Raw genomic sequence first — 26579 nt, 5'->3', positions numbered from 1 at the left:
GAACGGGAGCTCAGCCACGCGACCCAGCCGTGTACCTTAGGTAAGGCAATCCTTATCCAAGATCGGCCCCGGTCGTCGTCCCACAGGAGCTCCCGTGCGCCCTGCCCCGTTTGCGCGTTCCGCCGCGATCGCCCTGCTCGCGGTCGTTGCGGCCGTCTCTCCCGCAGACCCCGCCGCCGCGACGGGAGAGGCCGATCCCGCCGACTGCACGGTGACGTCCGCATCGCTGACGTGGGGGTTCAAGGAGTCGTTCCGCTCCTACATCTCGGGCTCGATCGCCCGCGGTGGGTGGGAGACGGTCGATGGTGCGACATACACCACGCCCGCCTTCCACTGGTCCGCCGGCACCGGCACCGTCGCCCCGGACGGCACCGTCGGCGCGGTCTCCTTCCCCGGCGGCATCCGGTTCACGGGGCACGACGGACTGCTCGACACGACCGTCGCCCACCCCACGCTCGAGCTGTCGGCGGATGGGGCTCGGCTGCTCCTCGACGTCGCGGGCGTCTCGATGGAGAACGCAATGGCCGGCGACGGCACCGTCGACACGGTCACTCAGACGCCGTTCGTCACGGTCGACGCGGCCGCGATCGAGTACATGCGTGCCGGTGACGTCGTCACGGTCTCCGCGACGGATGCCGCGACCGCCGTGACCGAGGAGGGCTTCGCCGCCTTCGGCAGCTATCCGGCCGGAACGGCGTTCGACCCGTTCACGTTCTCGGTCACGGCCTGGTGCCCGGCATCCACCCCGACCGCCGAGGTGGCGCCCGGCGCCCCTGCGGAATCCGGGACGGACGACGCCGCACTCGCCGCGAGCCGTGAGCCCTCGGCGCCGGTCGGGGCGGTCGCCGGAGCGGCCGCCGTTGTCGTCGCGGCCGCAGCGGCCGCGCTGCTCTTCGTCCGTCGGCGTCACAACCGCGCCGGCGCGGAAGGGGAGGGCTCGTGATCCTCCGCCGCGTCGCGGCGACGGCGCTGAGCCTCGTCGTCGTGCTCCTGGCCGGCTGCTCCGCCGCGGCGGCGCCCGCCGAGCCCATGGCGTCCGCTCCGCGCGTCGCGTTGTCGGAAGTCAGCCCGCTCGCCGACCCCAAGGCGTACGTCGGCCCCTCGACCGCGACGCTCGACGACGCCGCGATCGAGCCCGTCCTCGCCTCGCCGTCGTCGCAGCTGCCGGTCACCGTGACCTCCCACGACCTGTCGGGCGATGTGGAGGTCACCGTCACCGACGCCTCCCGGGTCATCGCCATGGACCTCTCCGGTTCCCTCGCGGCGACCGTCGCGGGGCTCGGCTTCGCGGATCGACTGGTCGGCCGCGACATCTCGACCACCTTCGCGGGCGTGAGCGACCTGCCCGTGATCACCTCCAGCGGCCACTCCGTCAACGCCGAGGCGATCATCGGGCTCGCGCCGACGCTCGTCATCACGGACGGGAGCATCGGTCCGGCCGACGTCGTCCAGCAGCTGCGCGACGTCGGCATCACGGTGGTGTTCGTCGAGCGCTCGTCCTCGTTCGCGGGCGCCGTCGCGCAGGCGCGCGCCGTCGCCGCGATCTTCGGTGCCGCCGACGCCGGAGACCTGCTGGCAGGCCGCATCGAGGGCGAACTGCAGACCGTCACCGCGCAGATCTCCCGGATCGCGCCCGCCGCCGAGTCCGACCGACTGCGCATGGTCTTCCTCTATCTGCGCGGGACGTCGGGCATCTTCTACCTGTTCGGCAGCGAGTCCGGCGCCGACGACCTCATCGGCGCCCTCGGCGGCATCGACGTCGCCGGCCAGCTGGGCTGGCGCGGCATGCAGCCGCTGACCGACGAGGCGATGGTCGCCGCCGATCCCGACCTGATCCTCGTCATGACCTCCGGCATCGCCTCGGTCGGCGGCATCGACGGGCTGCTCGCCGAGAAGCCCGCGATCGCGCTCACCGCCGCGGGCCAGCACCGACGCTTCGTCGACATGGCGGACGGACAGATCCTCTCGTTCGGCCCGCGGTCGGCGGAGGTGCTGGACGCGCTCGCGCGGGCGGTCTATGCGCCCGACGATCCGTCGGATGCCGCGTCGCGGGCCGTGCCGGGGGAGCCGGGCCCGTGACCCGGGTCGCCCCCGCCATCTACGCGGTGACGGCGGCCCTGCTCGTTGTCGGGGTCATCCTCTCGGCGGGGATCGGTCAGTTGCCCATCGGCCCGGCGGAGGTCGTCGGCTCCCTGCTGCGCTCCCTCGGCATCCCGAACGCCTGGGCACCGTCGACGCCGTTGATCGAGCAGACGCTGTGGCAGATCCGGTTTCCCCGCGTGGTCATGTCGGTGCTGGTGGGAGCGTTGCTGGCGCTTGCCGGCGCCGTCATGCAGGCCATCTTCGCCAACCCCCTGGCCGAGCCCGGCGTCGTCGGGGTGTCGTCGGGCGCCGCCGTCGGGGCCGCCGCCGCGATCACTCTCGGCCTCACCCCCCTCGGCGGCTGGGCGACCGCCGCGTTCGCCTTCGTCGGAGGGCTGGCGGCGACCCTCGTCGTCTACGCGACGTCGCGGTCGCAGGGGCGTACCGAATCGGTCACGCTGATCCTCACCGGCATCGCGGTCAATGCCTTCACGGGAGCCGCGCTCGCCGTGCTGATGTTCGCGGGCGACACGGCTTCTCGCGAGCAGATCGTGTTCTGGCAGCTCGGCTCGATGAACGGCTCCCGGTGGACCGAGGTCGGGCTCGTCGCCCTGGTCGGGCTGGCCGCGGCATCCGCCACGGTCGGTCTCGCCCGCCGGCTCGACCTGCTGGCCCTCGGCGACCGGACGGCGGCGCACCTGGGGGTGCGGGTCGAACGGCTGCGCGTGGTCGCGATCGTGCTGGTCGCCCTGCTCACGGGGGTCGCCGTGGCCTTCGTGGGCATCATCGCCTTCGTGGGGCTGGTGGTGCCGCACGTGATGCGGATGCTGCTGGGTCCCTCCAACCGCGCGCTGCTTCCCGCCTCGCTGCTCGGCGGGGCGGTGGTGCTGGTCTACGCCGACCTTCTCGCCCGCACCGTGATCCCGTCCGCGGACCTCCCCATCGGCGTGCTGACGTCGCTCGTCGGCGGGCCGTTCTTCTACGTGCTCATCCGCCGCACCCGTCGCCGCGCCGGAGGCTGGGCATGAGCGGGCTCGCCTATGCGCTCCGCGACGTGTCCTATCGGGTCGGGGCGCCCGGGGGAGGCGTCGAGATCCTCGCGGGCGTCACCCTCGACATCGCGTACGGACGGGTGCTGGCGCTCGTCGGCCCCAACGGCGCCGGGAAATCTACTCTCCTGAGCGTGCTGACCGGGGATGCCCCGCCTTCCGCCGGCACGGTGGAGCTCGACGGGCGTCCGCTCGCCCAGTGGCGGGCGCGGGAGCTCGCACGCGCACGGTCGGTCCTTCTGCAGTCGCATCAGGTCGCATTCTCGTTCACGGCGGCCGACGTCGTGGAGATGGGCCGAGCGCCCTGGATCAACACGGCGCGGGCCGACGACGACGATCGCCTCATCGCCGAGGCGCTGAGGCGGGCGGACGTGTCGCACCTGCGTGAGCGGGAGTTCCCGTCGTTGTCGGGCGGCGAGAGGGCGCGAGTGTCGCTGGCCCGCGTGCTGGCGCAGGACACGCCCGTCGTGCTGCTCGACGAGCCCACGGCCGCCCTCGACCTCCGTCACCAGGAGGACGTGCTGCGGATCGCGCGAGAGCTGGCGGCGGAGGGGCGCGCGGTGGTCGTGGTGCTCCACGACCTGTCGCTCGCCGGCGCCTACGCAGACGAGATCGCGGTCATCGATCGCGGACGACTCGTCGCGCACGGCCAGCCCGCGGACGTCTTGGCGGAGGAGCGGATCGCCGAGGTCTACGGCATCCCCGTGCGCGTGCTGGCCGACCCCGACACCGGCCGGCCGATCGTCCTCGTCCGGCGCGGTCCATCGCGATGAATGGACTAAATAAGGTTAGGCTAAGCTAAGTTAAAGCTGAGCGTTTGCCCTGCGGCATGCGCATCCTTTCGCCACACTCCTGGAGGTTCTCCCGTGCACAGAACAAGGAGGCCGTCGCTCAGACGCGCCCTCGCAAGCGGGCTGGCCGCCGTGCTCGTCACCGCCGGCGCGCTCGTCGGCGTCGCCGCGCCCGCGCAGGCCGCGTCCGATCCCGCGCTGACGGCCACCGTGACCGTCAACCCGGGGAGCGGCATCGAGATCGCGGTCGCAGGCACCGGGTTCCAGGACGTGCAGGCCCAGCCGGGTCAGACGGCACCGAGCGTCTACCTCGCGCTGGTGACGCGCGACGGCTACGACGTCGACCAGGCGAGCACTCCGAACACGGACGCGGTCGTGGGTGCCGACGGGAGCATCGCCGGAACCCTCACGCAGACCGCCGCGAAGCTGGACCGCGCGACGTCGTACGACGTGATCGCGTGGCCGTCGCGATCGTTCCCGTCGGCGTCGAATCTGCTCGCGCGCGCCGCGGTCACCATCGACGGGGAGGCGCTGTACCCGCCCGCCTCGACCACGACGACCCTCGCCGTGTCGCCGAGCGGGACCGCCGCGTCGGGCACGAGCGTGGGACTGACCGCGACCGTGACGCCCGCGGCATCCGGCGCCGTGGAGTTCTTCGACGGCTCCGCGTCGCTGGGCTCCGTCACCGTCGCCTCCGGCTCGGCGCGGGTGAGCACCTCGACATTGAGCGTCGGTGGCCACACGCTGACGGCCGTGTTCACCCCGACCGACACCGCCTCCACCGGCTCGACGTCGGATGCCGTCGCCTACGACATCACCGCGGCCGTCGAGCCCGAGAAGCCGACACCCGCCGTCTCGGTGTTCCTCGCCGACGGCGTCACGGCGTACACGGGTCAGCCGCTGTACGACGGCGACACCGTCGTCGTGAAGGGCAGCGGCTTCGTGCCGAACGCACCGGCGACGGACGGGACGCGTCCGCCTCTCGCGGGTGCCTTCGGCGGCGCGTACGTGGGCTTCGGCTCGTACGCCGGCGACGTCTGGACCTCGGCGGGCCGCACCGCGGAGTACACCAAGTGGGCCGTCTCCGAGGGCGATGTCGCCAAGATCGGCGGTGCGACGGCGGGTGCCGTGGCCATCGCCGCCGACGGCACCTTCTCCACGACGCTGAGCGTCGTGCGCAGCGCGACGGCACCCGACGGCGCCCGCTTCGGCGTGCGCACGTGGGCTGCCGGCGGTGCGGTCTACGCGCCGTTCTCGACGTTCACCGTCGTCGACGCGTCGGGGCCGGCACCGGAACCCACCCCGACCCCGAAGGTCACCGTGTCGAAGACCGCGGATCTCGACCCGAACGGCGAGACCGTGACGGTCACCGGCTCCGGCTTCCTCCCCCACGCGCCCGACACCGACGGCACCCGGCCGCCGCTGCAGGGCTCGTTCACCGGGGCCTACATCGTGTTCGGGTCGTTCGCCGCCGACTGGCGACCGAGCACCGGCGCGATCTCCTCCGCGCGCAAGGGCTTCGACACGAAGTGGGGCCTGCTCGCTTCTGACATGGCGAAGGTCGGGGGCGCCGCCGCCGGCGCCGTCGAGATCGCCGCCGACGGCAGCTTCTCGACCACGCTGCACGTCTCGAAGGCCGACGGCGCTCTCGCGGACGGCACGTGGGGGGTGTACACCTACGCCGCCGGCGGTGCGACGTACGCGCCGTTCGAGACCGCCACGCCGCTCTCGTTCGCGGCCGAGGTTCCCCCGGCCGATGGTCCGAAGGTCACCGTGACCCCGGCATCCGAGGTGGACCCCGCCGTCGAGAACGTCCTGACCGTCTCGGGCACCGGCTTCAGCGGACCCGGTGCGGCCAACGGCGTCTACGTGCTGTTCGGCGAGACCTCGCTGTGGTCGGGGCAGTCCGCCCTCCCCGCCGGCGGGTGGATCGCGCAGGCCTGGGTCCCGACGATCCTCGACGGCGCGTTCACCACGACGCTGACGATCCCGGCCGGCACCCTCGAGCCGGGCACGAGCTACCAGGTCGCGACGTCCGCGGCCCACGGACTGTCGTTGACGGACCGCACCCTCGACACCTTCACGCCGGTCGCGGTGGCGACGCCGACCACTACGACACCCACCGTGTTCCTCAGCGCGCCCAGCGTCGTCCAGGGCGGCTCGCTCACGGTGCGCGGCAGCGGCTTCCCCGCCGGGGTCGCCGTCACCGTCGAGGTGCACTCCGACGTGGTCACCCTCGGCACCACGACCGTCGGCGACGGCGGCCTCTTCTCGGTCACCGGCGTCATCCCGGCCACCCTGCCCGCGGGCGCGCACACGGTCGTCGTCCGTGCGGGCGACATCACCGTGGAGCAGCCGATCGCGGTCGAGGCCGCATCGGCATCCCCCGCACCCGAGGCGGTCGCCGCGCCGGTCGCGGTCTGCACGGCGCGTGCGATCGACGGGGCCGCCCTCACGTGGGGTGTGAAGCAGAGCTTCGTGTCTTACGTGAACGGCCCGATCGCGAAGGGCTCCGCGTCGATCGCGTGGCGCAGCGGGTCGGGGGCCTTCAACACCGAGGAGGGCATCGGCCGGGTGGCCTTCGGCGGAGCGGCGAGCTTCACCGGACACGGAGGACTGCTCGACCTGACGATCTCGAACCCCGTGATCCAGGTCACCGGCGCGCGCACCGCGACGCTCAGCGCCTACGTGCAGTCGAAGGGATACGGCGGCAGCCCGTCGGTCGACGGCCGCGTCGTGCTCGCGAACCTGACGCTCCCGGCGGCGATGACCCGCGGCGGCGCGCTCGCGTGGGCGGATGCCGCGGCGACCCTGACCGCGGCCGGAGCGGAGGCCTTCGGAGGCTTCTACTCGGCGGGCGAGAGCCTCGACCCCGTGTCGTTCACCTTCCCGCTGGGTGCGGAGGTGCCGTGCGACACGGCGACGTCGGGAGCACTCGCGGCCACGGGTGGAACGATGCCGGACGGAACCGTCTGGGTGGGGCTCGGAACGCTCCTGCTCGGTGCGGGCCTGGTCGCACTCCGCCGACGCGCTGTCGCAGGTCGCTCGGCCTGAGCCCTCGAACCCGCAGCGCCCGCCTGGCTTCGGCGGGGCGCTGCGGCGTTCCGGCCCGCCGCGGCTCGACGCCACGCGGGTCGGTGAGGTCAGGCGAGGGGCGAATCAGTCGCCATCGACTCCGGCGCTCACGCCGGCGTCGGCATCCGCGGCCGCGCGCTGCTCGGGCGTGAGCCGGCGGCGCTGCGCCTTCGACGGTCGGATCGCCGGCACGTCGCCGACGATCGGCACCGGCGTCCGGTACAGGTGCACGCCGTAGCGCGCGACCAGACCGATGAGCACCATCAGCTTGTTGCGCGGACCGAGCAGGCTCGTGATGTGGACGAAGAGCCACGTCAGCCAGCCGAACGAGCCGGTGAGGGCGACCGTCTTGCGCAGGAGCGGAATCTTCGAGAGGAAGCGCAGACGGTGCAGTCCCGGGAGGTTGGCGATGCCGGGCAGCTCGCCGATGGCGGCGCGTCGGCCGATGATCGCCAGCTGCCCCTTGTCGTAGTACGAGAACGGCTCCGTGGGCTGTCCCGCGATGAGCCGCACGATCTGGCGGGCGACGTGCTCGCCGCCCTGGATCGCGGGCTGGGCGAGCTGGGGGAGGTCCTGTGGAGCGACGGCGACGTCGCCGGCGGCGAACACTCCGTGCAGTCCCTCCACCTGCAGGTCCGCGCCCACGCGGATGCGGTCGCCCGTGTCGAGCGGCAGGCTCCAGTCGCGCACCTCCTCGTGGGGCGCGACGCCGGTCGCCCAGACGGTGAGATCGGAGGGCAGCACGGTGCCGTCCGAGAGCACGACGGCATCCGGTCGCACCTCGTCGACGCCCGCGCCGAGGCGCAGCTCCACGTCGCGGCGCCGCAGCTGCGCCGCCGCGTAGTCGCGCAGCTTCGGCAGGAACGGCTTCAGGATCTCGCTGCGCTGCACCAACGTGATGCGGAACGCGTCACCGTCGAGTTCGGGGTAGGCCGGCTCCAGGCCTTGGTCGCGCAGCTCGGCGAGAGCTCCCGCCATCTCGATGCCCGTGGGGCCTCCGCCGATCACCACGACCGACAGTCCCTTGGTGCGCCCGTCCCGCACGGCCGCTCGCTCGAGCCGGGTGAAGAGGGAGTCGCGGATGGCGATCGCCTGCGAGCGCGAGTACACCGCGAACGAGTTCTCCTTCGCGCCGGGCGTGCCGTGATAGGCCGTGGTGACGCCGTTGGCGACGAGGAGGTAGTCGTACGACATCTCCTGGCCGTCGAGCAGTCGCACCGTGCGGCCTTCGGGATCGATCTCCATGAGGTGCTCGTGCACGACATCGAGGTTGGGCTGGCGCACCCGCAGGCTCCGGAGGAAATGGGTCACGTCGCCGGGGTTCAACCCGCCCGTGGCGACTTGGTACAGCAGGGGCTGGAACGTGTTGTACACGCGGCGATCGATGAGCGTCACCCGCACGTCGGCGTGCCGCAGGGCTCGCGCGGCGCTGATCCCGGCGAAACCGCCACCGACGATGACCACGTGCGGCCGCGTGTCGTGCGTCGTGTTCGTCGAGCCGTCGGAAGCCTGGGATGCGGATGCCGTCATAGCCGCAGATTACCGCGACCGCGTGAACCGCCCCTGTCGCACCCCCATGCTTGACACGGTGGGACAATGGGTGCATGAGCTCCTCCGCCGCGCACCGCATCGAGACCGCGCAGGTGCGCCGCAGCCCGCGATACACGGTGTTCCTGCTGGCGGGCGCGGTCCTCGGCATCCTGGCCGCCCTCGTGCTCACGTTCGCCTTCGGAGGCGGCGAGAACGAGAGCGCGACCACCGGCGTCTCGTACTCGACGACGCAGGTCTTCGGGTTCATCTGCCTCTTCGCGATCCCGGTCGGCGTCGCCGTCGGCGGTGTGGTCGCGCTCGTTCTCGACCGCTCGCTGGCCCGTCGCGCCCGTGAGGTGCGCGTCGAGCGCGAGGTCATCACGATCGCCGACGCGGAGTAGTCGCGCCGCGCCAGAGCGCCCGTGCTCGGCCGCGCGGCGGACGCCGCGACCGGCGGACGCCGTCAGGCGATGTCGGCGATGATCGGCGCGACCGCGGCGTCGAAGGCGGCGATGTCGCCGCGCAGGCCGTCGGTCACCGCGATCGTGAGCGCCCCGATCCACCAGACGCCGCGCTGCGTGAACGGCAGCACTTGGACGTTGAGTTCGAACGAGTGCGCGCGCCGTCCCACGACGCGTTCGTGTTCGGCGATCGCGCTGGCATAGGCGCGGTACGACGCACCCGTACCCAGACGCGACCGATAGCGCTGATGCTCGGCGCGGGCGTAGGCCACGGCATCCGTCCCGTGCGGGGCGATCGCATCGGCGAGCTCGTCGAAGCCCTCGACTGGGAGCGCCACCACCGTCTCGAACCCGTCGATGAGCTCGAGGGGCACGGGAGAGGGATTGGCCTGCGGCTCGACCGTCAGATCCCAGTACGCGCGCCACTGCCGCTCGATCGCCGAACGGTCGTCGTACTCGCTGATCGGTGCGCTCAGGGGAGGGATTCCGCGCAGGTGCGGAAGCTCCTCCGGAAAGCGGATGCCGAGGACCTGGCGCAGATACAGCGCGACGAGCACCGGAAGCGTGGCGTCCTCGCGGACGATCCACTCCGGTGCTTCCGCGGCTGCCATGTCGCCATCCTAGGGACAGCGCTCGGCGCGGCGACAGGGTGCGATCGGCTCCTCTGCGCCGACGGTCCGCGCGTCCCGCCCCTGCCGGTAGGCTGTTCGCGTGGCAGAAGCCCCACAGAATCCCTATTCCGAAGCCGGCGTCGACACCGCGGCGGGAGATCTCGCCGTCGAACTGATGAAGTCGGCTGTTCGTCGCACCCACGGGCCCGAGGTGCTGGGCGGTGTCGGCGGGTTCGCCGGCCTGTTCGACGCCTCGGCGCTGCAGTCCTACGAGAAGCCCCTGCTGGCCACCTCGACCGACGGCGTGGGCACCAAGGTCGCGATCGCGCAGGCGATCGACAAGCACGACACGATCGGCCAGGACCTGGTCGGCATGGTGGTCGACGACATCGTGGTGGTGGGCGCGAAGCCCCTGTTCATGACGGACTACATCGCGTGCGGCAAGGTCTTCCCCGAGCGCATCGCCGACATCGTCCGCGGCATCGCCTCCGGCTGCGAGCAGACAGGCACGGCGCTCGTCGGCGGCGAGACCGCAGAGCACCCGGGCCTGCTCGGCGTCAACGACTACGACGTCGCCGGAGCGGCCACCGGCGTCGTGGATGCCGGCGACGTGCTCGGCGCCGACCGCGTGCGCGCCGGCGACGTCGTGCTGGCCCTGGCCTCCAGCGGAGCGCACTCAAACGGCTACTCGCTCATCCGCCACATCGTCGCGGGCAAGGGCATCAGCTACGGCGCCCCGGCCGCCGACTTCGGTCGCACGTGGGGTGAGGAGCTCCTCGAGCCCACGCGCCTGTACACGCTGCCGCTGCTGAACGTGCTCACCGCGCTGCCCGGCGCCGTGCACGCGCTCAGCCACGTGACCGGTGGCGGTATCGCCGCGAACCTCGCTCGCGTGCTGCCGCCGCAGGCGTGGGTCGAGGTCGACCGTTCGACGTGGTCGCCCAGCCCCGTGTTCCGCGTGCTCGCCGATCTCGGCGGGCTGCGTCTGGAAGACACCGAGGGCACGTGGAACCTCGGCATCGGTTTCGTCGCTGTCGTCGCGCCCGAGAAGGCGGATGCCGCGGCATCCCTCCTGTCGGACGCCGGTATCGCGACCTGGCAGGTGGGCGTCGTCCAGGAGGGCGCGCGTCCCGAGGGCCATTTCGAGCAGGGCGCCAAGGGCGTGGACGGCGGCGCCGTGCGCCTCGTCGGCGCGTATTCATCAGCCGTCTAGGTTCATCGGCCGCCGAGGTGCATCACCGTCTCGGCGCAGAAACGGATTGAGCAACACCACATGTGCGGAATCGTCGGCGTTGTCGGACAGGGCCCGGTCAATCAGGACATCTACGACTCGCTGCTGCTGCTGCAGCATCGCGGTCAGGACTCGACGGGTATCGCGACGGCCGAGACCAGCGGCGTCTTCCATCTGTTCAAGGCCAAGGGTCAGGTGCGCGAGGCGTTTCGCACCCGCGACATGCGCGCCCTCCTGGGCAACATCGGCCTCGGCCACGTCCGCTACGCCACGAAGGGCACCGCGTCGAGCGAGGAAGAGGCCCAGCCCTTCTACGTCAACGCGCCCTACGGCATCGTGCTGGTGCACAACGGCAACCTCACCAACACGCGTGAGCTGACCCAGGAGCTCTTCAGCAAAGACCGCCGTCACCTCAACACGAGCTCCGACACCGAGCTGCTCGTCAACGTGCTCGCCAACGAGCTGCAGTCCTCCATCTCCGGCCTCGAACTCGACCCGGCGCAGGTGTTCCAGGCGGTCACCCGGGTGCACGAGCGCGTCGAAGGCTCGTACGCGACCATCGCGCTCATCGCCGGTTACGGCCTGCTCGCATTCCGCGACCCCTTCGGCATCCGCCCCCTCATCCTCGGCACGCGTCCCGCGGTGGATGCCGAGGGCAACGCCACCGGTCGCTACGAGTGGATCGTCGCCTCCGAATCGCTGGTGCTGGAAAACGGCGGCTTCGAGGTCGTCCGTGACGTCGAGCCGGGCGAGGCCGTCTTCATCGACGTGGACGGCCGCCTACACACGCAGCAGTGCGCGACGAACCCGCAGCTGGTCCCGTGCTCGTTCGAATACGTCTACCTGGCGCGACCGGACTCGATCATGAACGGCATCTCGGTGTACGAGGCGCGCCTGCGGATGGGTGAGCGCCTGGCCGACACGATCGCCAAGTACACCCCCGCCGGCACGATCGACGTCGTCATGCCGATCCCCGACAGCTCGCGCCCGGCGGCCATGCAGGTGGCGCGCAAGCTCGGCATCGAGTACCGCGAGGGCTTCTACAAGAACCGCTACGTCGGCCGCACGTTCATCATGCCCGGCCAGGCGGTGCGCAAGAAGAGCGTGCGTCAGAAGCTGAATGCCATGTCGAGCGAGTTCAAGGGCAAGAACGTGCTGCTCATCGACGACTCGATCGTGCGCGGGACGACCTCCAAGGAGATCATCCAGATGGCTCGGGATGCCGGCGCCAAGACGGTGACGTTCGCCTCGGCCGCCCCGCCCGTGCGCTTCCCGCACGTGTACGGCATCAACATGCCCTCGCGTCACGAGCTCGTCGCGCACGGCCGCACGATCCCCGAGATCGCCGAAGAGCTCGGTGCGGACTACATGGTCTATCAGGAGATCGACGACCTCAAGGCCGCGATCCTCGAAGGTTCGCCCGACGTCGACGACCTCGACATGAGCTGCTTCGACGGGCGCTACATCACCGGCACCGTGTCAGAGGAGTACCTCGCCTGGGTCGAAGGCACGCAGGAGAGCTGACCCTTCCCCGCGCGCCCTAGGCTGGATCGGGTGACCGATCCCCGCCCGCGCTCCCTCTGGCGGGGACGCCTCCTCGCGCTGGTGGGCGTCGTGCTCGTCGCGTTCTCCCTGCGTTCGGCCGTCGCCGCGCTGTCGCCGATCATCTCGGAGGTGCAGGCCGACTTCGCCGTGCCGACGTGGGTGGTGGGTCTCATCGGCACCGCGCCGCCGGTCTGCTTCGCCGTCTTCGGCATCGTGACCCCGATGCTCGAACGCCGGTTCGGGCTGGAGCGGCTCGCGGCGGCATCCATGCTCATCGTCACGGCCGCCCTCCTCGCGCGCGCTCTCGCGACGGACGCGGCCACGCTGCTGCTGGCGACGACGGTCCTGTTCGCGGCGGTGGGCGTGGGCAACGTCGTGCTGCCGCCACTGATCAAGACGTACTTCCCCGACCGCGTGGGCACGATGACCGCGCTGTACTCCGCCCTTCTCGCGATGGCCGCGTTCGTGCCGCCGTTGGTGGCGGTGCCCGTCGCGGATGCCGCGGGGTGGCGGTTCTCGCTGGGCATGTGGGCGATCCTCGCACTTCTGGCGGTCGTGCCCTGGGTGACGCTCGTGGTGCGCGCGAACGTCGCCCGCACCCAGGCGCCCGCCGCGGTGGATCTCGACGCCCCGGCGCCCGGCGTGTTGGGACGCCTGCCGCGGCTGTCGCTCGCGTGGGCGCTGGCCGGGACCTTCGGCATCTCTGCGGCGAGCGTGTATGCGTGCTTCGCCTGGCTGCCGGTGGTGCTCGTCGACGTCGCGGGCGTCTCGCACGCCGAGGCCGGCGCGCTGCTATCGCTGTTCGGCGCGATGGGCCTGCCGTGGTCGATCATCGTGCCGATCCTGATCACACGCTTGCGCAGGGTCGGCGTCGTGTACGCCGCCGCCCTGATCGCGGGGCTTTCGGGCGTGGCGGGAATGCTGATCGCGCCCGGGACGGCCACGGTCCTCTGGGTCGTGCTGCTGGGAACGCCGCAGGCGTTGTTCCCGGCGGTGCTGGTGCTCATCCAGCTGCGCTCGCGCACCCACGAGGGCGCCGTCGCGCTCAGCGGCTTCGCGCAGAGCGTCGGGTACGGCATCGCCGCGCTGTTCCCGCTGATGTTCGCGGTCGTCCACGAGGCGACCGGACAGTGGCAGCCGGTGCTCGTGGTCTTCGGCCTGCTGTTCCTCGCGACGATTCCGACCGGCCTCGTCGTCACGCGGCCGCGCACGATCGAGGACGAGTGGGAACGTCGCCACGGCGCGTGGTGAGTGGACGTGCGTGAGGGCGACCTTTCCGCCACGATGGTCGCGTGGATGAGCATGACGCGTCACCGAAGGGACGTGCCCCCGCCGAGCGACGGGCGCTGAGGGCGCACCCGGCGCTCGTGCTGGCGACGGTCTGCGGCGCGCTCGCGCTGGTGTCGATCGACGTGACCATCCTCCACGTCGTCGCGCCGACCATCGCCCGCGAACTGGGCGCCACCGACACCGAGCTGCTGTGGATCATCGACATCTTCCCGTTCGTCATCTCGCCCCTGCTGCTGTCGGCGGGCGTCATGAGCGATCGGTACGGGCGGCGCGCGTTCCTGGTCGGCGGGCTCGTCGTCTTCGCGCTCGCGTCGGCGGCCGCGGCCTTCGCCTCCAGCCCGCAGTTGCTCATCGCGGCGAGGGCCGCGATGGCCGTCGGCGCCGCAGGGGTTCTCCCGTCGACGATGTCGCTGCTGCGCGTCGCCTACCCCGATCGGGACAAGCGCGTGCGCGCCGTCGCGATCTGGTCGATGTCGTCCGCCGCCGCGGCGGCGGCGGGACCCGTGATCGGCGGCTTCGTCGTCGAGCACAGCACGTGGGGTGCGGTGTTCCTCATCAACCTGCCGCTGTGCGCGCTCGTCATCATCGCGGCGGCGGCGTTCGTTCCGGAGTCGCGCTCCACGCGGCCGGGCAGCACCGACCTCGTCAGCCAGGGGCTCGCGATCGGAGCGGTGCTGGCGGCGGCCGTGGCGATCAACAGTCTGGCCGAACACCATGTCGAACTCGTCCTCGGCGGACTGGTCGTCGCGGCCGGGTTGGGCACGCTCTTCGTCCGGCGACAGCGCGCGACGGTGCGTGAGCGACGGACGCCGATGCTCGATGTCGCACTCTTTCGCAATCGCGCGTTCTCCAGTGCGCTGATCGCGGTCGCGCTGGCGATGTTCGCCATCGTCGGCCTGGAACTGCAGTTCGCGAGATACCTACAGCTGGGGCGCGGCTTCGAACCCCTGGATGCCGCGATCGCGCTGATCCCGCTCGCGTTGGCCACCCTGGTGGGCGCCTTCCTCTCACCGTGGTTCCTGCGGCGCCTCGGTCATCGCGCGGCGATCTCGGGCGCCCTCATCGCCGCGGGGGCGGCGCTGGCGGCGGTCGCGTTCGCGCCCGACCCCGTGCACCTGGCCGTCTTCGCCGTCGCGACTGGACTGGCAGGACTGACGATCGAGATCGCCGCCGTCGGGGCGAACGATCTGATCGTGTCGTCGGCCGGCCTGCACGAAGTGGGCGGAGCGGCCGCGCTGGAGGAGATCTCCTACGACCTGGGCGGCGGCTTCGGCACCGCCGTGCTCGGCGCGATCGCCGTGTCGGCGGCGTCGGTGACCGAGGGCTTCCACGCCGCCGTCATCGCCTCGGCGGTGATCCTCGCGGTCGCCGGGGTCGCGATGATCCTCACCCTGCGTCCCGCGCGAGCGGCCGCAGCGGCGCCGCGGCACTGATCACGGCGCCGACGGATCACATCACCCACACGACGGCGCCGGCCGAGGCCGCCGGAAGAGCGTCAGGCTGTCTCCAGCTCGTCCTCGTCGTCGGCGTACTGGTCGGCCCACTTGTCGACGTACGGGTCTTCCTCGTGGTGTCCGAGCTCCTTTTCGAGCGCGGAGTAGTTCACGTTGTAGGTGTCGTACTTCAGCTCGCGAGCGATCTTGGTGTGCTTCGCTTTCTGACGGCCACGCCCCATGCGAGACCCCCTCATTTCTGAGTCACGGACGATGCGGGTTTTCCGCATTTCGTCCGGCGCATTCACGATGCGATTGACGATCCGGCTTCCTGCCGGGAAGAGTAGCATTCAGAATAACACGGTGCCCCCGGCGCCTCGCGGTGCGGGGGAGGACGGGGAAGGTCGCATGGCCGAAACAGACGAGAGTCCGGTTCCTCAGCGGGCGGTGATCGTCGGCGTCATTCCCGACCAGCCGGCTCGCGTGCTCAAAGAAGCAGCCCGGTACGCGAAGCTCTTCTCGGCGCCCTTGATCGTCGCCCACGTCGACGTCACGCGCTTCGTCACGTACGAGGATCCGGACGGCTATATGCACACCGCGCCGATCGACATCGACCTCGCCATCGGGGAGGCGCAGCTGAGCGCGGTCGAGGGCGTCGCGGCATCCGCGCTGGACGGCTCGGGTGTCGAGTGGAGCGTCACCCAGCTCGTCGGCGACCCGGCTCTGGCGATCAAGCACCTCGCCGAGAAGGCGCAGGCGCGCCTGATCGTCGTCGGTACCCGCCGCCGCGGGTTCGGAGAGTCGATCCGCGAGTTCTTCACGGGCTCGGTCGCCGCCCGTCTGGCGCACCGTCAGTCGCGCCCCATCCTCGTCGTCCCCCTGGAAGACCCCGTCGGCGACGACGAGGACCTCTGGCCCGCGTCGTAGCCCCCTCCCCCTATCTCCCCCTTCCCCTCCCCGCGAGCCGCTACGAACTCGCCGAGCCGCCATCTTTTGACACGCCGGAGTGTGGCGGATCGGCGGAAAGATAGCGGCTCGGCGGAGAAGGCGAGAGCGGACGGGGCCGTGCGTCAGCGGAGTGCGCGGGTCAGGGCGGCCAGGGCGTCGTCCAGCGCGCGCGACAGGTCGTCGACGGCGTCGGCCGCGAGTTGTCCGCCGTGCGCCAGATGCGTGCGCAGATCCGCGCGCACGGTGGCGCGGAATTCGCTCACGATCGCCTCGGCCCGCCTCATCTGCTCTCGCGACGACTGGCGCGCCTCTTCCCCCGCCGACGCGGATGCCGAGGCGCGTGCGCCGGTGCGGTCACGGTCGGCGTTGTCTCGTTCCGACTGCGCCGAAGCGGCGAGATCGGCGCGGAGGCTCTTCATCGCCTCGCGGACGCTGCCGCGGACCTCGTCGGCGATCAGCCGCACGCTGTCGGCAAGCCCTGCCTCGATCCCCTCGAGCTCGCGGGCGCGAGCGGCCACCTCGGCGCGCCCCGCCTCGGTGATCGCGTAGACGGTCTTGCGGCCGTCCACGGTCTTGGTGACCAGGCCCTCCTCCTCGAGCTTCGACAGCCGGGGATAGATGGTGCCGGCGCTGGGCGTATAGGTTCCGCCGGTGCGATCGGACAGCGCCTGCATCAAGTCGTAACCGTGGCGCGGCGACTCGTCGAGCAGGTTCAGCAGGTAGAGGCGCAGGTCGCCGTGCGAGAAGACGGGAGGCATGCTCAGTTCTCCTCGGCGGTCGCGGATGCCGCGGCATCCGGAGCGGCCGGCGAGCGGCGCAGCACCGTGACGTCGCCCGAGACCGAATTGGCGCGCACGTCGGCGAAGCTGCCGCTGAGCTCCCCGACGGAGTCGACGTAGTTCGAGGGCCCAGAGCTCGAGCGCTTGACGCCGTCGACCATGAGCCGCCCGCTGACGCTGCGGAGCACGAAGTTGGCCGGGTGGCCCTCGTCGAGACGCACGGTCGCGTCGCCCGACACGGTGTTGAGGCTGACCAGGTCGACCCGATCGGTCGAGTCGACGAGCATGCCGCCCGAGACGGTGTCGATCGTCGCCTTGCGGATGCTGCCGGTGGCTGCCACATCACCGGACACCGAGTTGGCGCTGAGTGCGCCGTCGAGGCCGCGGATCTGCACGTCGCCCGAGACGGCGTTGACCGACAGGTCGCCGGTGAGGCCGTCGACGATGATGTCGCCGGAGACGGTGTTCAGGCGCGCGCCCGAGGCGAGGCCCGACACGAGCGCGCTCGCGGAGACGACACCGAGGGTCAGCAGGATGCCGCGGGGGACCGCGACGCTGATCTCCGCCTTGGGGCCGCCGGAGCCGAAGTTGCGGAAGACTTCGAGGAAGTTGTCCCAGCGCAGCTGCGGATGGTCGATCTCCACCACGTCGCCGGAGGCCTCGATGCGGAGGTCCTTGATGGTGACGGCGTGCACTTCGATGCGCACGCCGGGCTCGTCGTGCGCGACGACGTCGATCTGGCCGCCGACGAGGCCCACCTTCAGCTTGCGGATGTCTTCGAGGTCGATCACCCGGGTCTCGCCCGGCTTGATGAGCCACTTCTCCAGAGTCATCTGTTTCTCCTGACGTGAGGCGATTCGAGATATATCGCGTTATTCGAGAGTAACACGATATATCTCGATTTGCCAGCGTGTTCGTCCGACTTCCCGGTTGATCCGTCCCTTCTTGCCGGCGGCGGGCGGCGTCAGCGACGAGACGGACCGGACGAACGGAGCGGGACGAGGTCGCCACAACGCGGACGCGCCGGCCCACCGTGAGGTGAGCCGGCGCGTTGTCCGGTTGTGCGACGTCGCTACGCGCGACCGCCGCGAACGAGTCGCAGCAGGAACGCGATGATCGCGATCACGGCGACGATCAGGGCGACCCACAGCAGCCAGTTCAGGGCGGCGTTCATGCCGCCGACGATGGCGAGCACGATCGCGACGACGATGATGATGATCAGAGCGAGATTCATGTGATTGCTCCATTCTCGGGGGACTCCATGACCCCCTGAAACTAGTCCCGTTCCGCGGGGGAGGCACCCCCCTTGCCGCGGCCTTCGCACCTGCGGTAGGGCGGGTATATGCCACAGAACAGCACACCTCCTTCATTGAAGGATCCAGAGCTCTACGAGGAGCTGCGCAAGGACGGCGCGTCGAAGCAGAAGGCGGCGCGCATCTCCAACGCCGCCGCGCGGGACGGCCGGAAGGCCGTCGGGCGACGAGGTGGCGAGTCCGGCTCGTACGAGGACTGGACGGTGGCCGAGTTGCGCGCTCGCGCGAAGGAACTCGGCATCCGCGGGTACTCCGGTGCGCGCAAGGCGGAGCTCATCGACATGCTTCGAGACTCCTGACGTGCCGCGCCTGCGCCGCGTCCGCCCCGGACGCGACCTCGGCTACCGGCGCCTGCGCTCCGGTTCGGGATTCCGCTACGTGGATGCCGACGGCGCCGCCCTCCCTGCCGCGGAGCGCGAACGCGTGGTCGCGCTCGTCATCCCCCCGGCGTGGGACGACGTGTGGATCTGCGCCGCCGCGAACGGCCACATCCAGGCCACCGGCGTGGATGAGGCCGGACGGATGCAGTACCTCTACCACCCGGACTGGTCGACCACCCGCGACAAGGGCAAGTACGCGCGGGCGCTGCAGCTCGCCGAGAGCCTGCCGCGCGCCCGCGGGCGCATCACCGCGTCGCTGCGCCGCGACGACCTCGACCGCGAGCGGGTGCTCGCGACCGCGTTTCGCCTGCTCGACCAGGCGGCCCCGCGAGTGGGCAGCGAGCGGTACTTCACCGCGCACGGCAGTCGGGGGCTCACCACGCTGCAGCGGCGGGATGCCGCGGTCAGCGGTACCGTCACGAGCCTGCGTTTTCCGGGCAAGAGCGGCAAGCGGCAGAGCCTCGACGTGGACGACGAAGACCTCGCCGTCGTCGTCGAGATGCTCGCTGCGGGTCGGCCGGCTGCACCTCTTCTGGCGTACGCGCGCGGTCGCCGGCGCGTTGCCCTGACCCCGCGGGACGTCAATGTGTACGTCCGCACCATGACCGGCGGCAGCTTCACCGCGAAGGATTTCCGCACGCTGCGCGGCACCATCCTCGCGGCCGACGCGCTGGCGCGCATCGGGACCACCACCACGAAAGCCGATCGCAAACGCGCCGAGGTGCTCGCCGTCAAGGCGGCGGCCGCAGCCCTCGGCAACACGCCGACGGTGGCCAAGAGCTCGTACATCGATCCCCGCGTGTTCGCGCGGTATCGACGCGGTGAACTGCTGGACACGACGGTTTCGCCGGAATCGGCGATCCGTGCGCTGCTGGGTCCGTGAGGCGACGCTAGTCTGCGGACGTGACTCGTCCCCGCTGGTTCTCGCCGGTCGCCCTCGTGCTGGTGATCCTGGGCGGCATGATCGGCGTCGCGATCCGCGCGGCCGTGGTGGTGCCCCTGGGGGCGGTGAACCCGCATCCGCTTGTCGTGCCGGCCGTCACGCTCGTCATCAACCTGCTGGGTTCGCTGCTGCTGGGCGTCATCGTGGGCTGGTTCGCCGATCGGCATCCGCGCGCTCGACTCTTCCTCGGCACGGGAGTCATGGGCGGGTTCACGACGTACAGCGCGTTCGCCGTGCAGACCCTCTCGACCTCGAGCGCGTCGCCCTACGTCGGCATCATCCTCGTCGTGGTCTCGCTGTTCGGCGGCGTCTTCGCCGCCGTGGTGGGACTGGCGGCCGGGCGGCGCATCGCCGACCGTCCCGGCGAGGTCGAGCGTCCGGAGGATGCCGAGTGAACCCGGTCGAGATGGCGGCACTCGTCGTCGGCGGGGGATTGGGCGCCGGTGCGCGCTACCTGATGGACGCCGCGATCATGCGCGGGCGATCGGGCGCGTTCCCGATCGGCATCCTTCTCGTGAACGTGCTCGGCTCCTTCCTGCTGGGGCTCGTCACCGGTCTCGGGCCGAACGTGGCGCCGGCATGGGCGAGCATTCTCGGCGTGGGCGTACTGGGGGGCTTCACGACCTTCAGCACGGTGTCCACGGAGACGGCGCTGCTGGCCGAGCGGGGTCGCCGTGACTGGGCCTGGATCAACCTCATCGGCACGCTCGTGCTCGCCCTCATCGCCGCCGCCGCCGGCCTCGTCATCGGCGAGCTCTTCCCGCGCTGAGCGTCGACGCCCGTGGGCTCCGAGCGTCCGGATTCTCGGGTTATCCCCCGGCTTCCGTCGCCGCCCGCCGTCTGTCCGCGTGCGAGAATGAGGCGGATACACGCGTGTATCGGTTTTTCGTCCGCGCCTTCCGACAGCAAGGGTTTTCCGTGTCGCATCTCGCCGTCCTGAGCTTGAAGAACCGGGCGCTGATCGCCCTGATCACGATCGTCGCTGCGATCTTCGGTGGCCTCGCCCTCACGAGCCTCAAGCAGGAGCTCATCCCCTCGGTCGAGTTCCCCCAGCTGTCGATCCTGTCGACGTACCCCGGCGCGTCGCCCGATGTGGTCAACAACGACGTATCGACGCCCATCGAGACGGCGATCCAGGGCATTCCGGGACTCGAGTCCACGACGGCGACGAGCACCACGAACGCCTCGATCATCCAGGCGTCCTTCACCTACGGAACCGACCTGGCGACCGCGGAGCAGAAGATCCTGCAGGCGATCAACCGCATCAAGTCGACGCTGCCCACCGGTGTCGAACCCAACGTGGTCTCCTTCTCGATCGACGATCTGCCCGTCATCGCCCTCGCCGTCACCGGATATGGCGATGAGAAGACGATCCAGGCCCAACTGCAGGCCAGCACGATCCCCGACCTCGAAGACGTCAAGGGCGTCAGCGCCGCCACGATCGTGGGCGGCCAGGGCCAGCGGGTCACGATCACCCCTGATCAGGCGAAGCTCGCTGCCGCCGGCTTCACCCAGACGGCACTGACCGACGCCCTCAAGCAGAACGGCGTGCTCTTCCCGGGTGGCACGGTCACCGAAGGCGACCAGACGCTCACGGTGCAGACCGGCAGCAAGCTCACCTCGGTCGATCAGATCTCGGCGCTGCCGCTCGTGCCCACCTCGGCGGCCCAGTTCGAGGGGGCGGCTAAGAACGGTCCCCTGAAGATCGGCGATGTGGCCACCGTGGCGCTCGCGCAAGACCCCGTGACCTCGATCTCGCGCGTGAACGGCGAGCCCGCGCTCACCATCTCCATCACCAAGCTGCCCTCCGCCAACACCGTCGACGTCAGCCGAGCGGTCACGGCCCTGCTGCCGAAGCTGCAGAGCGACATCGGCGGCGACGCGAGCTTCAGCGTCGTCTTCGACCAGGCGCCCTACATCGAGCAGTCGATCGAGTCGCTGGCACAGGAGGGTCTGCTGGGCCTCGTCTTCGCGGTGCTCGTGATCCTCGTCTTCCTGCTGTCGGTGCGCTCGACGCTGGTGACCGCGATCTCCATTCCGACGAGCGTCCTCATCACCTTCGTCGGCATCCAGGCCTTCGGCTACTCGCTGAACATCCTGACGCTGGGCGCCCTCACGATCGCGATCGGCCGCGTCGTCGACGACTCCATCGTCGTCATCGAGAACATCAAACGCCATTACGTCGAGGGTGCCGAAAAGCTCTCGTCGATCCTGCTGGCGGTTCGCGAGGTCGCCGCCGCGATCACGGCGTCGACCATCACCACCGTCGCGGTGTTCCTGCCGATCGCGTTCGTGGGCGACGTCACCGGCGAGCTGTTCCGGCCCTTCGCCATGACCGTGACGATCGCGATGGCGGCGTCGCTGTTCGTCGCGCTGACGATCGTTCCCGTGCTCGCCTACTGGTTCCTGCGCCCCGGAAAGCCCGTGCGCGATGCCGAGGGCGACCCGATCGACCCGGAAGACCCCGCCGCGCCCCCGTCCAGGCTGCAGCGTGCGTACCTGCCGATTCTCGGCTGGACCCTGAAGCACTCGTGGGTGACCCTGTTGGTCGCCGTGCTCGTGCTCGGCGGCACGATCGCCGCGGCCCCGTTCATGAAGACCAACTTCCTCGGCGACAGCGGACAGAACACCTTCACCGTCACGCAGCAGGTCGGCCAGGCCCCCAGCCTCGACGCCGAGGATGCCGCCGCGAAGAAGGTCGAGACCGCTCTGAAGGGCGTCGCCGGCATCACCACGGTGCAGACCTCGATCGGATCGAGCGGTTCCGCCGTGCGCGATGCGTTCCGCGGGGGCAGCACCGGCATCACCTACTCGGTGACCACCGACACGTCAGCCGATCAGGTGACCGTGCGCAACGACGTGGAGAAGGCGCTCGCCGACCTCACCGACGTCGGCACCGTCACCGTCTCGTCCGGCCAGGGCGGCTTCGGCTCCACGGACGTCGAGGTCGACGTGACCGCGCCGTCGGGCGACGCGCTGCAGAAGGCGACCGATGCCGTGGTGGCGGCGCTGCAGGGTAAGGCCGGCATCGGACAGATCACGTCCAACCTGTCGGCATCCCTGCCCTACATCGCGGTGACGGTCGATCGCGCGAAAGCCGCGCAGCTCGGGCTGTCGGAGGTCGCCGTCGGCGGCCTCGTCTCGAACACGATGCAGCCGAGCCAGATCGGCTCCGTCGAGATCGACGGCACCGCCCTCACCGTCTACCTGCAGGCGGCGTCCGTGCCGAAGACGATCGACGAACTCAAGGGGCTGCAGGTCGCCTCGGCGAGCGGGCTCGTGCGCCTCGATCAGGTCGCGACGGTCGAGCAGAGCCAGGGGCCGACCTCCATCACGACCCAGCGCGGTCAGCGGACGGCGACGGTCACCGTGTCGCCCTCGACCGACGACCTGAACACCGCCTCCGCAAGCGTCCGCACGGCGCTGACCGGCCTGGACCTTCCGACCGGTGCGGCCGCGAAGGTCGGCGGTGTGGTGACCCAGCAGTCCGATGCGTTCGGCCAGTTGGGCCTCGCGATGCTCGCGGCCATCCTCATCGTCTACATCGTGATGGTCGCGACGTTCAAGTCGCTGCGTCAGCCGCTGCTGCTGCTGGTGTCGGTGCCGTTCGCCGCCACCGGCGCGATCCTCCTGCAGATCGCGACCGGCGTGCCGCTCGGCGTCGCGTCGCTGATCGGCGTGCTGATGCTCATCGGCATCGTCGTCACGAATGCGATCGTGCTCGTCGACCTCGTCAATCAATACCGCGCCAAGGGTCTGAGTGCGCACGATGCGACCGTCGCCGGTGGATCGCGACGTCTTCGTCCGATCTTGATGACGGCGCTGGCGACGATCTTCGCGCTCACGCCGATGGCGCTCGGCATCACCGGCCACGGCGGCTTCATCTCGCAGCCGCTCGCGATCGTCGTCATCGGCGGTCTCATCTCCTCGACCGTGCTGACCCTGCTCGTCCTGCCCACGCTCTACAACCTGGTGGAGGGTGCGCGCGAGCGACGGGCAGCCCGGCGGGCCGGTGGCGGCGACGACGGGACGGACGTGGATGCCGCGGCCTCCGCGGACGGGTCCGCCGCTCTGCACCCCCGGCGGTCGCGTCGTCGATAGGCTCGGCCGCATGCGACGAAACGTTCTGTCGGCAACGATCGCGGCGCTGGCTCTCGCGGGTGCACTCAGCGGTTGCGCCGCCGGCGTTGCGCCCGATGCCGTTGCCATGACCGCTTCGCCAGACTCAACCTCCAGCGCGAGCGCCGTGCCTCCATCGCCCTCGGGGTCGGGGTCGGGGTCGGGGTCGGGGTCGGGGCCGTCGTCGCCGCCGGCGAGCGCGGTGCTCGTCTTTCCGCGGTGCGAGGACTTCATCCCGATCTCTGTCCTGCAGAAGTACTTCTCGGCCGACGCCGTCGCGTACGCGGATCCTGGCTGGACCCTTGAACAGCGGCTTCCCGGCCCGCTGGCGCGCGCTGCCGTCACGAAGGCGGAGCGAGCCAGCCAGTGCGCCTGGGGCGTGCGAGGGGGTTCGGACGGTGGCGTCCAGGCGGGTCTGCTCGAGCTTCCGACCGACGTGCGTGACGAGCTGATCACCGCGTTGCGCAGCAGTGCGGACTACACCGAAGCGGCGATCGACGGTGCCACTGTCTTCACCGCTCACGTGGCGGGTGAGATCGCTGATGGCGCGGTCGGCTACGCCTTCGAGGGGAACACGTGGATCGCGGTCGTCGGCAACAGCAAGGAAGCGGCCATGCTTTCCGGGTACCTTCCCGCCGCCCTTGCGGCCCTTCACGCCGCGAACGCGCGATGAGGCAGAGACCGTCGGGGTAGGCGCTTCCTGACCGGCACTCTCACAGGTGGACCGGGTACAGTGGTGGGGTCGGCTCTGGACACCGCGCTGCGGCGCGGGTGGGTTTGTGAGTCCAAGGGGCCGATGGTGAGCGTCGATCGACGCGCATGACCATCACTGTTGAATGGCCCCCGGACCACCGGGTTGCCCGCCGCCCCGATCCGCCCGGCCTCCTGGTCGCTCCGGCTCTCGCTGCGCGGCGGCGCTGTTCTCGCGCGAGAAAACCCAGGAAGAACACCATGCCCAAGAGCAAGAAGCCGGCCGGCGGCCGCGCCCAGAACTTCGAGCCGCGTTACGGCGCGAAGACCAGCTACCAGGACGCCAAGCGTCGCCCCGGACAGTCCTCCGCGGGTAAGCCCGGCAGCAAGAGCCCGAACCACCGCGGCTACCGTCCGGCCGAGGCCGCGGAGTCGGGTACTGCGCCGAAGCAGCGCTGGAGCGCCCAGGAGCGGGCCGGACGCGACGAGGCTCGCGGCATCCGCTCGCGCGCCAACGGCGAGCGCCCGCGTCGTGATGACCGCGACGGCTTCCGCCCCGCGCGCGACGATCGTCCGGCTCGTTCCTTCGAGGATCGCCCGCGTCGTGACGACCGTCCGGCTCGTTCGTTCGAGGATCGCCCGCGCCGTGACGACCGTCCGGCTCGTTCGTTCGACGACCGCCCGCGCCGCGACGAGCGCGGTGGCTATGGCCGCAACTCCGCAGATTCGACGCGCGGCAGTCGCGATGGCGCGCGTGCGCCGCGCGAAGGCCGCGACTTCCGAGACGCGGAACGTCCGCGTCGCGACGACCGTCCGGCTCGTTCGTTCGACGACCGTCCGGCTCGTTCGTTCGACGACCGCGGACGCCACTCCTCCACCTCGCGCTCGGATCGACGCGAGCGCCCTGATTTCGCTGCGCGAGATGCGGATCGGAGGAGTTACGACCGTCCGCGCCGCGACGACCGCCCGGTTCGCACCGGCGGCAACCGTTCCGACTGGAACTCGGACGCAAAGGATGCCGCGGCGCGCAAGGCCTATGAGGAGCACGCCGATGTCGTGCACGAGAAGCTGCAGGCGCAGGCCGTGCAGGCCGAAGAGGTCGCGGATGTGAGCTTCGCGAGCCTCGGTCTCGGTGACAACATCGTGCGGACCCTCGCCGAGCTCGGCGCCGCGGCCCCGTTCCCGATCCAGGCCGCCACGATCGCGCCGATTCTCGCGGGCAAGGACGTGCTCGCCCGCGGCCGCACCGGTTCGGGCAAGACCATCGCGTTCGGCGCGCCGCTCGTCGAGGCGGTGCTGCGCAGCCAGGCCGGCAAGCGTCGCGCGTTCGGCCGCAGCCCGAGGGCGCTGATCCTCGCCCCGACACGCGAGCTCGCGCTGCAGATCGACCGCACCATCCAGCCGATCGCCCGCAGCGTCGGCCTCTTCACCACGCAGATCTACGGCGGCGTGCCCGCCGGGCGCCAGGTCGGGGCGCTGAAGAAGGGCGTCGACATCATCATCGGCACTCCCGGACGCATCGAAGACCTGCAGAACCAGGGCAAGCTCGACCTCTCCGAGGTCGGCATCGTCGTGCTCGACGAAGCCGATCACATGAGCGAGCTCGGCTTCCTCGAGCCGATGCAGCGGATCCTCCGGCTCGTCGACCCCGACGCGCAGAAGCTGCTCTTCTCGGCGACCCTCGACCGGGAGGTCGCAGCCCTCGTCGATGAGTTCCTCGTCGACCCCGCCGTCTACGAGGTCGCCGGCGAAGACCAGGACTCCGGCACGATCGACCACCGCGTGCTCGTCATCGACCACCGCGACAAGGCGGAGATCCTCACCTCGCTCGTCGACCGCGCCGGCAAGACCCTCGTGTTCGCCCGCACCCGGGCCTACGCCGAGATGCTCGCCGAGCAGTTCGACGACGCCGGCATCCACGCCGTCGCCCTCCACGGCGACCTGAACCAGGCCAAGCGCACGCGCAACCTCGAGCGCCTCACGTCCGGTCGGGTCAGCGTGCTCGTCGCCACCGATGTCGCCGCGCGCGGCATCCACGTCGACGACATCGACCTCGTCGTCCAGGCCGACGCCCCCGACGAGTACAAGACGTACCTGCACCGGTCGGGTCGAACGGGCCGTGCCGGTCGTGTCGGAACGGTCGTGACTCTCGTCCCTCGCCAGCGCCGCCGTCGCATGACGGAGATGCTCGAGCGCGCCGAGATCGACGCGCCGTTCGAGGACGCCCGTCCGGGCGACGACGTGCTCGAGGAGATCTCAGGGCGTCAGGCAGCGCACGTCGACCGCTGAGTTCGACGCGCTCTCGAGGC

At 70.7% G+C, this 26579-nt stretch carries 24 protein-coding genes; 18 read left to right on the top strand and 6 right to left on the bottom strand.

Going from position 1 to position 26579, the window contains the following annotated elements; translation table 11 throughout:
- The first annotated feature begins 94 nt into the window (after nt 1-94).
- The 5 genes from PP359_RS08045 to PP359_RS08025 all read left to right on the top strand — a co-directional run bounded on the left by PP359_RS08045 (nt 95) and on the right by PP359_RS08025 (nt 6976).
- Nucleotides 95-943: an HtaA domain-containing protein gene (locus PP359_RS08045; protein WP_499250297.1), complete on the top strand. Its 849-nt coding sequence runs from the start codon at nt 95-97 to the stop codon at nt 941-943.
- A complete protein-coding gene (locus PP359_RS08040) occupies nt 940-2079 on the top strand; it encodes a heme/hemin ABC transporter substrate-binding protein (RefSeq protein ID WP_363316200.1) in 1140 nt (379 codons plus the stop codon). The genes PP359_RS08045 and PP359_RS08040 overlap by 4 nt, the downstream gene beginning before the upstream one ends.
- The gene (locus tag PP359_RS08035; protein ID WP_499250296.1) at nt 2076-3110 is read left to right on the top strand and encodes a FecCD family ABC transporter permease; all 1035 of its coding nucleotides are present in this window, start codon (nt 2076-2078) and stop codon (nt 3108-3110) included. The genes PP359_RS08040 and PP359_RS08035 overlap by 4 nt, the downstream gene beginning before the upstream one ends.
- Complete coding sequence (locus PP359_RS08030; RefSeq protein ID WP_294943075.1) at nt 3107-3904, top strand: heme ABC transporter ATP-binding protein; 798 nt, start codon at nt 3107-3109, stop codon at nt 3902-3904. Before PP359_RS08035 ends, PP359_RS08030 begins: the two co-directional genes overlap by 4 nt.
- 150 nt (nt 3905-4054) lie before the next feature.
- Entirely contained in the window at nt 4055-6976 is a 2922-nt protein-coding gene (locus PP359_RS08025; protein WP_499250295.1) for an HtaA domain-containing protein, read from the top strand.
- Nucleotides 6977-7081: 105 nt separating this feature from the next.
- Here PP359_RS08025 and PP359_RS08020 read toward each other — a convergent pair whose 3' ends face one another.
- Nucleotides 7082-8527 carry an NAD(P)/FAD-dependent oxidoreductase gene (locus tag PP359_RS08020; RefSeq protein WP_433720039.1) on the bottom strand — a complete coding sequence of 482 codons (1446 nt, stop codon included), beginning with the start codon at nt 8525-8527 and terminating at the stop codon, nt 7082-7084.
- A gap of 74 nt (nt 8528-8601) precedes the next feature.
- Here PP359_RS08020 and PP359_RS08015 point away from each other — a divergent pair, with 74 nt between their 5' ends.
- Nucleotides 8602-8928 carry a hypothetical protein gene (locus PP359_RS08015; protein ID WP_499250294.1) on the top strand — a complete coding sequence of 109 codons (327 nt, stop codon included), beginning with the start codon at nt 8602-8604 and terminating at the stop codon, nt 8926-8928.
- A gap of 62 nt (nt 8929-8990) precedes the next feature.
- Here PP359_RS08015 and PP359_RS08010 read toward each other — a convergent pair whose 3' ends face one another.
- Entirely contained in the window at nt 8991-9599 is a 609-nt protein-coding gene (locus tag PP359_RS08010; protein WP_036319224.1) for a hypothetical protein, read from the bottom strand.
- 100 nt (nt 9600-9699) lie between these two features.
- On the opposite strand from PP359_RS08010, the gene purM reads away from it, so the two are divergent.
- The 4 genes from purM to PP359_RS07990 are packed head-to-tail and all read left to right on the top strand — an operon-like array spanning nt 9700 to nt 15098.
- Nucleotides 9700-10812, top strand: coding sequence for a phosphoribosylformylglycinamidine cyclo-ligase (gene purM / locus PP359_RS08005; RefSeq protein ID WP_135949583.1), 1113 nt, complete (start codon nt 9700-9702; stop codon nt 10810-10812).
- A 60-nt stretch (nt 10813-10872) separates the two neighbouring features.
- On the top strand, nt 10873-12354 hold the full coding sequence (gene purF, locus PP359_RS08000; protein WP_294943082.1) for an amidophosphoribosyltransferase: 1482 nt from the start codon (nt 10873-10875) through the stop codon (nt 12352-12354).
- A gap of 30 nt (nt 12355-12384) precedes the next feature.
- Nucleotides 12385-13626 carry an MFS transporter gene (locus PP359_RS07995; RefSeq protein ID WP_499250293.1) on the top strand — a complete coding sequence of 414 codons (1242 nt, stop codon included), beginning with the start codon at nt 12385-12387 and terminating at the stop codon, nt 13624-13626.
- Nucleotides 13627-13667: 41 nt separating this feature from the next.
- The gene (locus PP359_RS07990) at nt 13668-15098 is read left to right on the top strand and encodes an MFS transporter (protein ID WP_499250292.1); all 1431 of its coding nucleotides are present in this window, start codon (nt 13668-13670) and stop codon (nt 15096-15098) included.
- A 62-nt stretch (nt 15099-15160) separates the two neighbouring features.
- On the opposite strand, the gene PP359_RS07985 is transcribed toward PP359_RS07990, so the two are convergent.
- Nucleotides 15161-15340: a DUF3073 domain-containing protein gene (locus tag PP359_RS07985; protein ID WP_005054410.1), complete on the bottom strand. Its 180-nt coding sequence runs from the start codon at nt 15338-15340 to the stop codon at nt 15161-15163.
- Between the two features lie 166 nt (nt 15341-15506).
- Here PP359_RS07985 and PP359_RS07980 point away from each other — a divergent pair, with 166 nt between their 5' ends.
- Nucleotides 15507-16025, top strand: a complete 519-nt coding sequence (locus PP359_RS07980) for a universal stress protein (protein WP_112932252.1) — start codon at nt 15507-15509, stop codon at nt 16023-16025.
- Nucleotides 16026-16168: 143 nt separating this feature from the next.
- Here the strand turns inward: PP359_RS07980 and PP359_RS07975 are convergent, their stop codons facing one another.
- The 3 genes from PP359_RS07975 to PP359_RS07965 all read right to left on the bottom strand — a co-directional run bounded on the left by PP359_RS07975 (nt 16169) and on the right by PP359_RS07965 (nt 18059).
- Nucleotides 16169-16804: a PadR family transcriptional regulator gene (locus PP359_RS07975; RefSeq protein WP_499250291.1), complete on the bottom strand. Its 636-nt coding sequence runs from the start codon at nt 16802-16804 to the stop codon at nt 16169-16171.
- Between the two features lie 2 nt (nt 16805-16806).
- Nucleotides 16807-17658, bottom strand: coding sequence for a DUF4097 family beta strand repeat-containing protein (locus PP359_RS07970; RefSeq protein ID WP_061681104.1), 852 nt, complete (start codon nt 17656-17658; stop codon nt 16807-16809).
- Nucleotides 17659-17897: 239 nt separating this feature from the next.
- Nucleotides 17898-18059 (bottom strand): hypothetical protein, encoded by a 162-nt coding sequence (locus PP359_RS07965; RefSeq protein ID WP_005054418.1) that lies wholly within the window; start codon nt 18057-18059, stop codon nt 17898-17900.
- Between the two features lie 108 nt (nt 18060-18167).
- On the opposite strand from PP359_RS07965, the gene PP359_RS07960 reads away from it, so the two are divergent.
- The 7 genes from PP359_RS07960 to PP359_RS07930 all read left to right on the top strand — a co-directional run bounded on the left by PP359_RS07960 (nt 18168) and on the right by PP359_RS07930 (nt 26559).
- The gene (locus tag PP359_RS07960; protein ID WP_112932255.1) at nt 18168-18437 is read left to right on the top strand and encodes a DUF7218 family protein; all 270 of its coding nucleotides are present in this window, start codon (nt 18168-18170) and stop codon (nt 18435-18437) included.
- Nucleotide 18438: 1 nt separating this feature from the next.
- Complete coding sequence (locus tag PP359_RS07955; RefSeq protein ID WP_295777426.1) at nt 18439-19401, top strand: DNA topoisomerase IB; 963 nt, start codon at nt 18439-18441, stop codon at nt 19399-19401.
- A gap of 20 nt (nt 19402-19421) precedes the next feature.
- Nucleotides 19422-19856, top strand: a complete 435-nt coding sequence (locus PP359_RS07950; RefSeq protein ID WP_499250290.1) for a fluoride efflux transporter FluC — start codon at nt 19422-19424, stop codon at nt 19854-19856.
- Complete coding sequence (crcB, locus tag PP359_RS07945) at nt 19853-20230, top strand: fluoride efflux transporter CrcB (RefSeq protein ID WP_499250289.1); 378 nt, start codon at nt 19853-19855, stop codon at nt 20228-20230. The genes PP359_RS07950 and crcB overlap by 4 nt, the downstream gene beginning before the upstream one ends.
- Nucleotides 20231-20379: 149 nt before the next feature.
- Nucleotides 20380-23562 (top strand): efflux RND transporter permease subunit, encoded by a 3183-nt coding sequence (locus PP359_RS07940; protein WP_499250288.1) that lies wholly within the window; start codon nt 20380-20382, stop codon nt 23560-23562.
- A 10-nt stretch (nt 23563-23572) separates the two neighbouring features.
- Nucleotides 23573-24253 (top strand): hypothetical protein, encoded by a 681-nt coding sequence (locus tag PP359_RS07935; RefSeq protein ID WP_499250287.1) that lies wholly within the window; start codon nt 23573-23575, stop codon nt 24251-24253.
- Between the two features lie 278 nt (nt 24254-24531).
- On the top strand, nt 24532-26559 hold the full coding sequence (locus PP359_RS07930) for a DEAD/DEAH box helicase (RefSeq protein WP_499250286.1): 2028 nt from the start codon (nt 24532-24534) through the stop codon (nt 26557-26559).
- Nucleotides 26560-26579 lie beyond the last annotated feature (20 nt).

It is taken from the genome of Sphingomonas sp. BLCC-B65 (assembly GCF_028550675.1).
In the GTDB taxonomy this organism is placed as follows: Bacteria; Actinomycetota; Actinomycetes; order Actinomycetales; family Microbacteriaceae; genus Microbacterium.
This window is presented reverse-complemented; position numbering and strand designations above follow the sequence as displayed.

Coding starts and splice junctions, on each gene's coding strand:
- PP359_RS08030 (WP_294943075.1), top strand. CDS start 3,107: ATGAGCGGGCTCGCCTATGCGCTCCGCGACGTGTCCTATCGGGTCGGG.
- PP359_RS08020 (WP_433720039.1), bottom strand. CDS start 8,527: ATGACGGCATCCGCATCCCAGGCTTCCGACGGCTCGACGAACACGACG.
- PP359_RS08015 (WP_499250294.1), top strand. CDS start 8,602: ATGAGCTCCTCCGCCGCGCACCGCATCGAGACCGCGCAGGTGCGCCGC.
- PP359_RS08010 (WP_036319224.1), bottom strand. CDS start 9,599: ATGGCAGCCGCGGAAGCACCGGAGTGGATCGTCCGCGAGGACGCCACG.
- purF (WP_294943082.1), top strand. CDS start 10,873: ATGTGCGGAATCGTCGGCGTTGTCGGACAGGGCCCGGTCAATCAGGAC.
- PP359_RS07985 (WP_005054410.1), bottom strand. CDS start 15,340: ATGGGGCGTGGCCGTCAGAAAGCGAAGCACACCAAGATCGCTCGCGAG.
- PP359_RS07980 (WP_112932252.1), top strand. CDS start 15,507: ATGGCCGAAACAGACGAGAGTCCGGTTCCTCAGCGGGCGGTGATCGTC.
- PP359_RS07975 (WP_499250291.1), bottom strand. CDS start 16,804: ATGCCTCCCGTCTTCTCGCACGGCGACCTGCGCCTCTACCTGCTGAAC.
- PP359_RS07970 (WP_061681104.1), bottom strand. CDS start 17,658: ATGACTCTGGAGAAGTGGCTCATCAAGCCGGGCGAGACCCGGGTGATC.
- PP359_RS07965 (WP_005054418.1), bottom strand. CDS start 18,059: ATGAATCTCGCTCTGATCATCATCATCGTCGTCGCGATCGTGCTCGCC.
- PP359_RS07960 (WP_112932255.1), top strand. CDS start 18,168: ATGCCACAGAACAGCACACCTCCTTCATTGAAGGATCCAGAGCTCTAC.
- PP359_RS07935 (WP_499250287.1), top strand. CDS start 23,573: ATGCGACGAAACGTTCTGTCGGCAACGATCGCGGCGCTGGCTCTCGCG.
- PP359_RS07930 (WP_499250286.1), top strand. CDS start 24,532: ATGCCCAAGAGCAAGAAGCCGGCCGGCGGCCGCGCCCAGAACTTCGAG.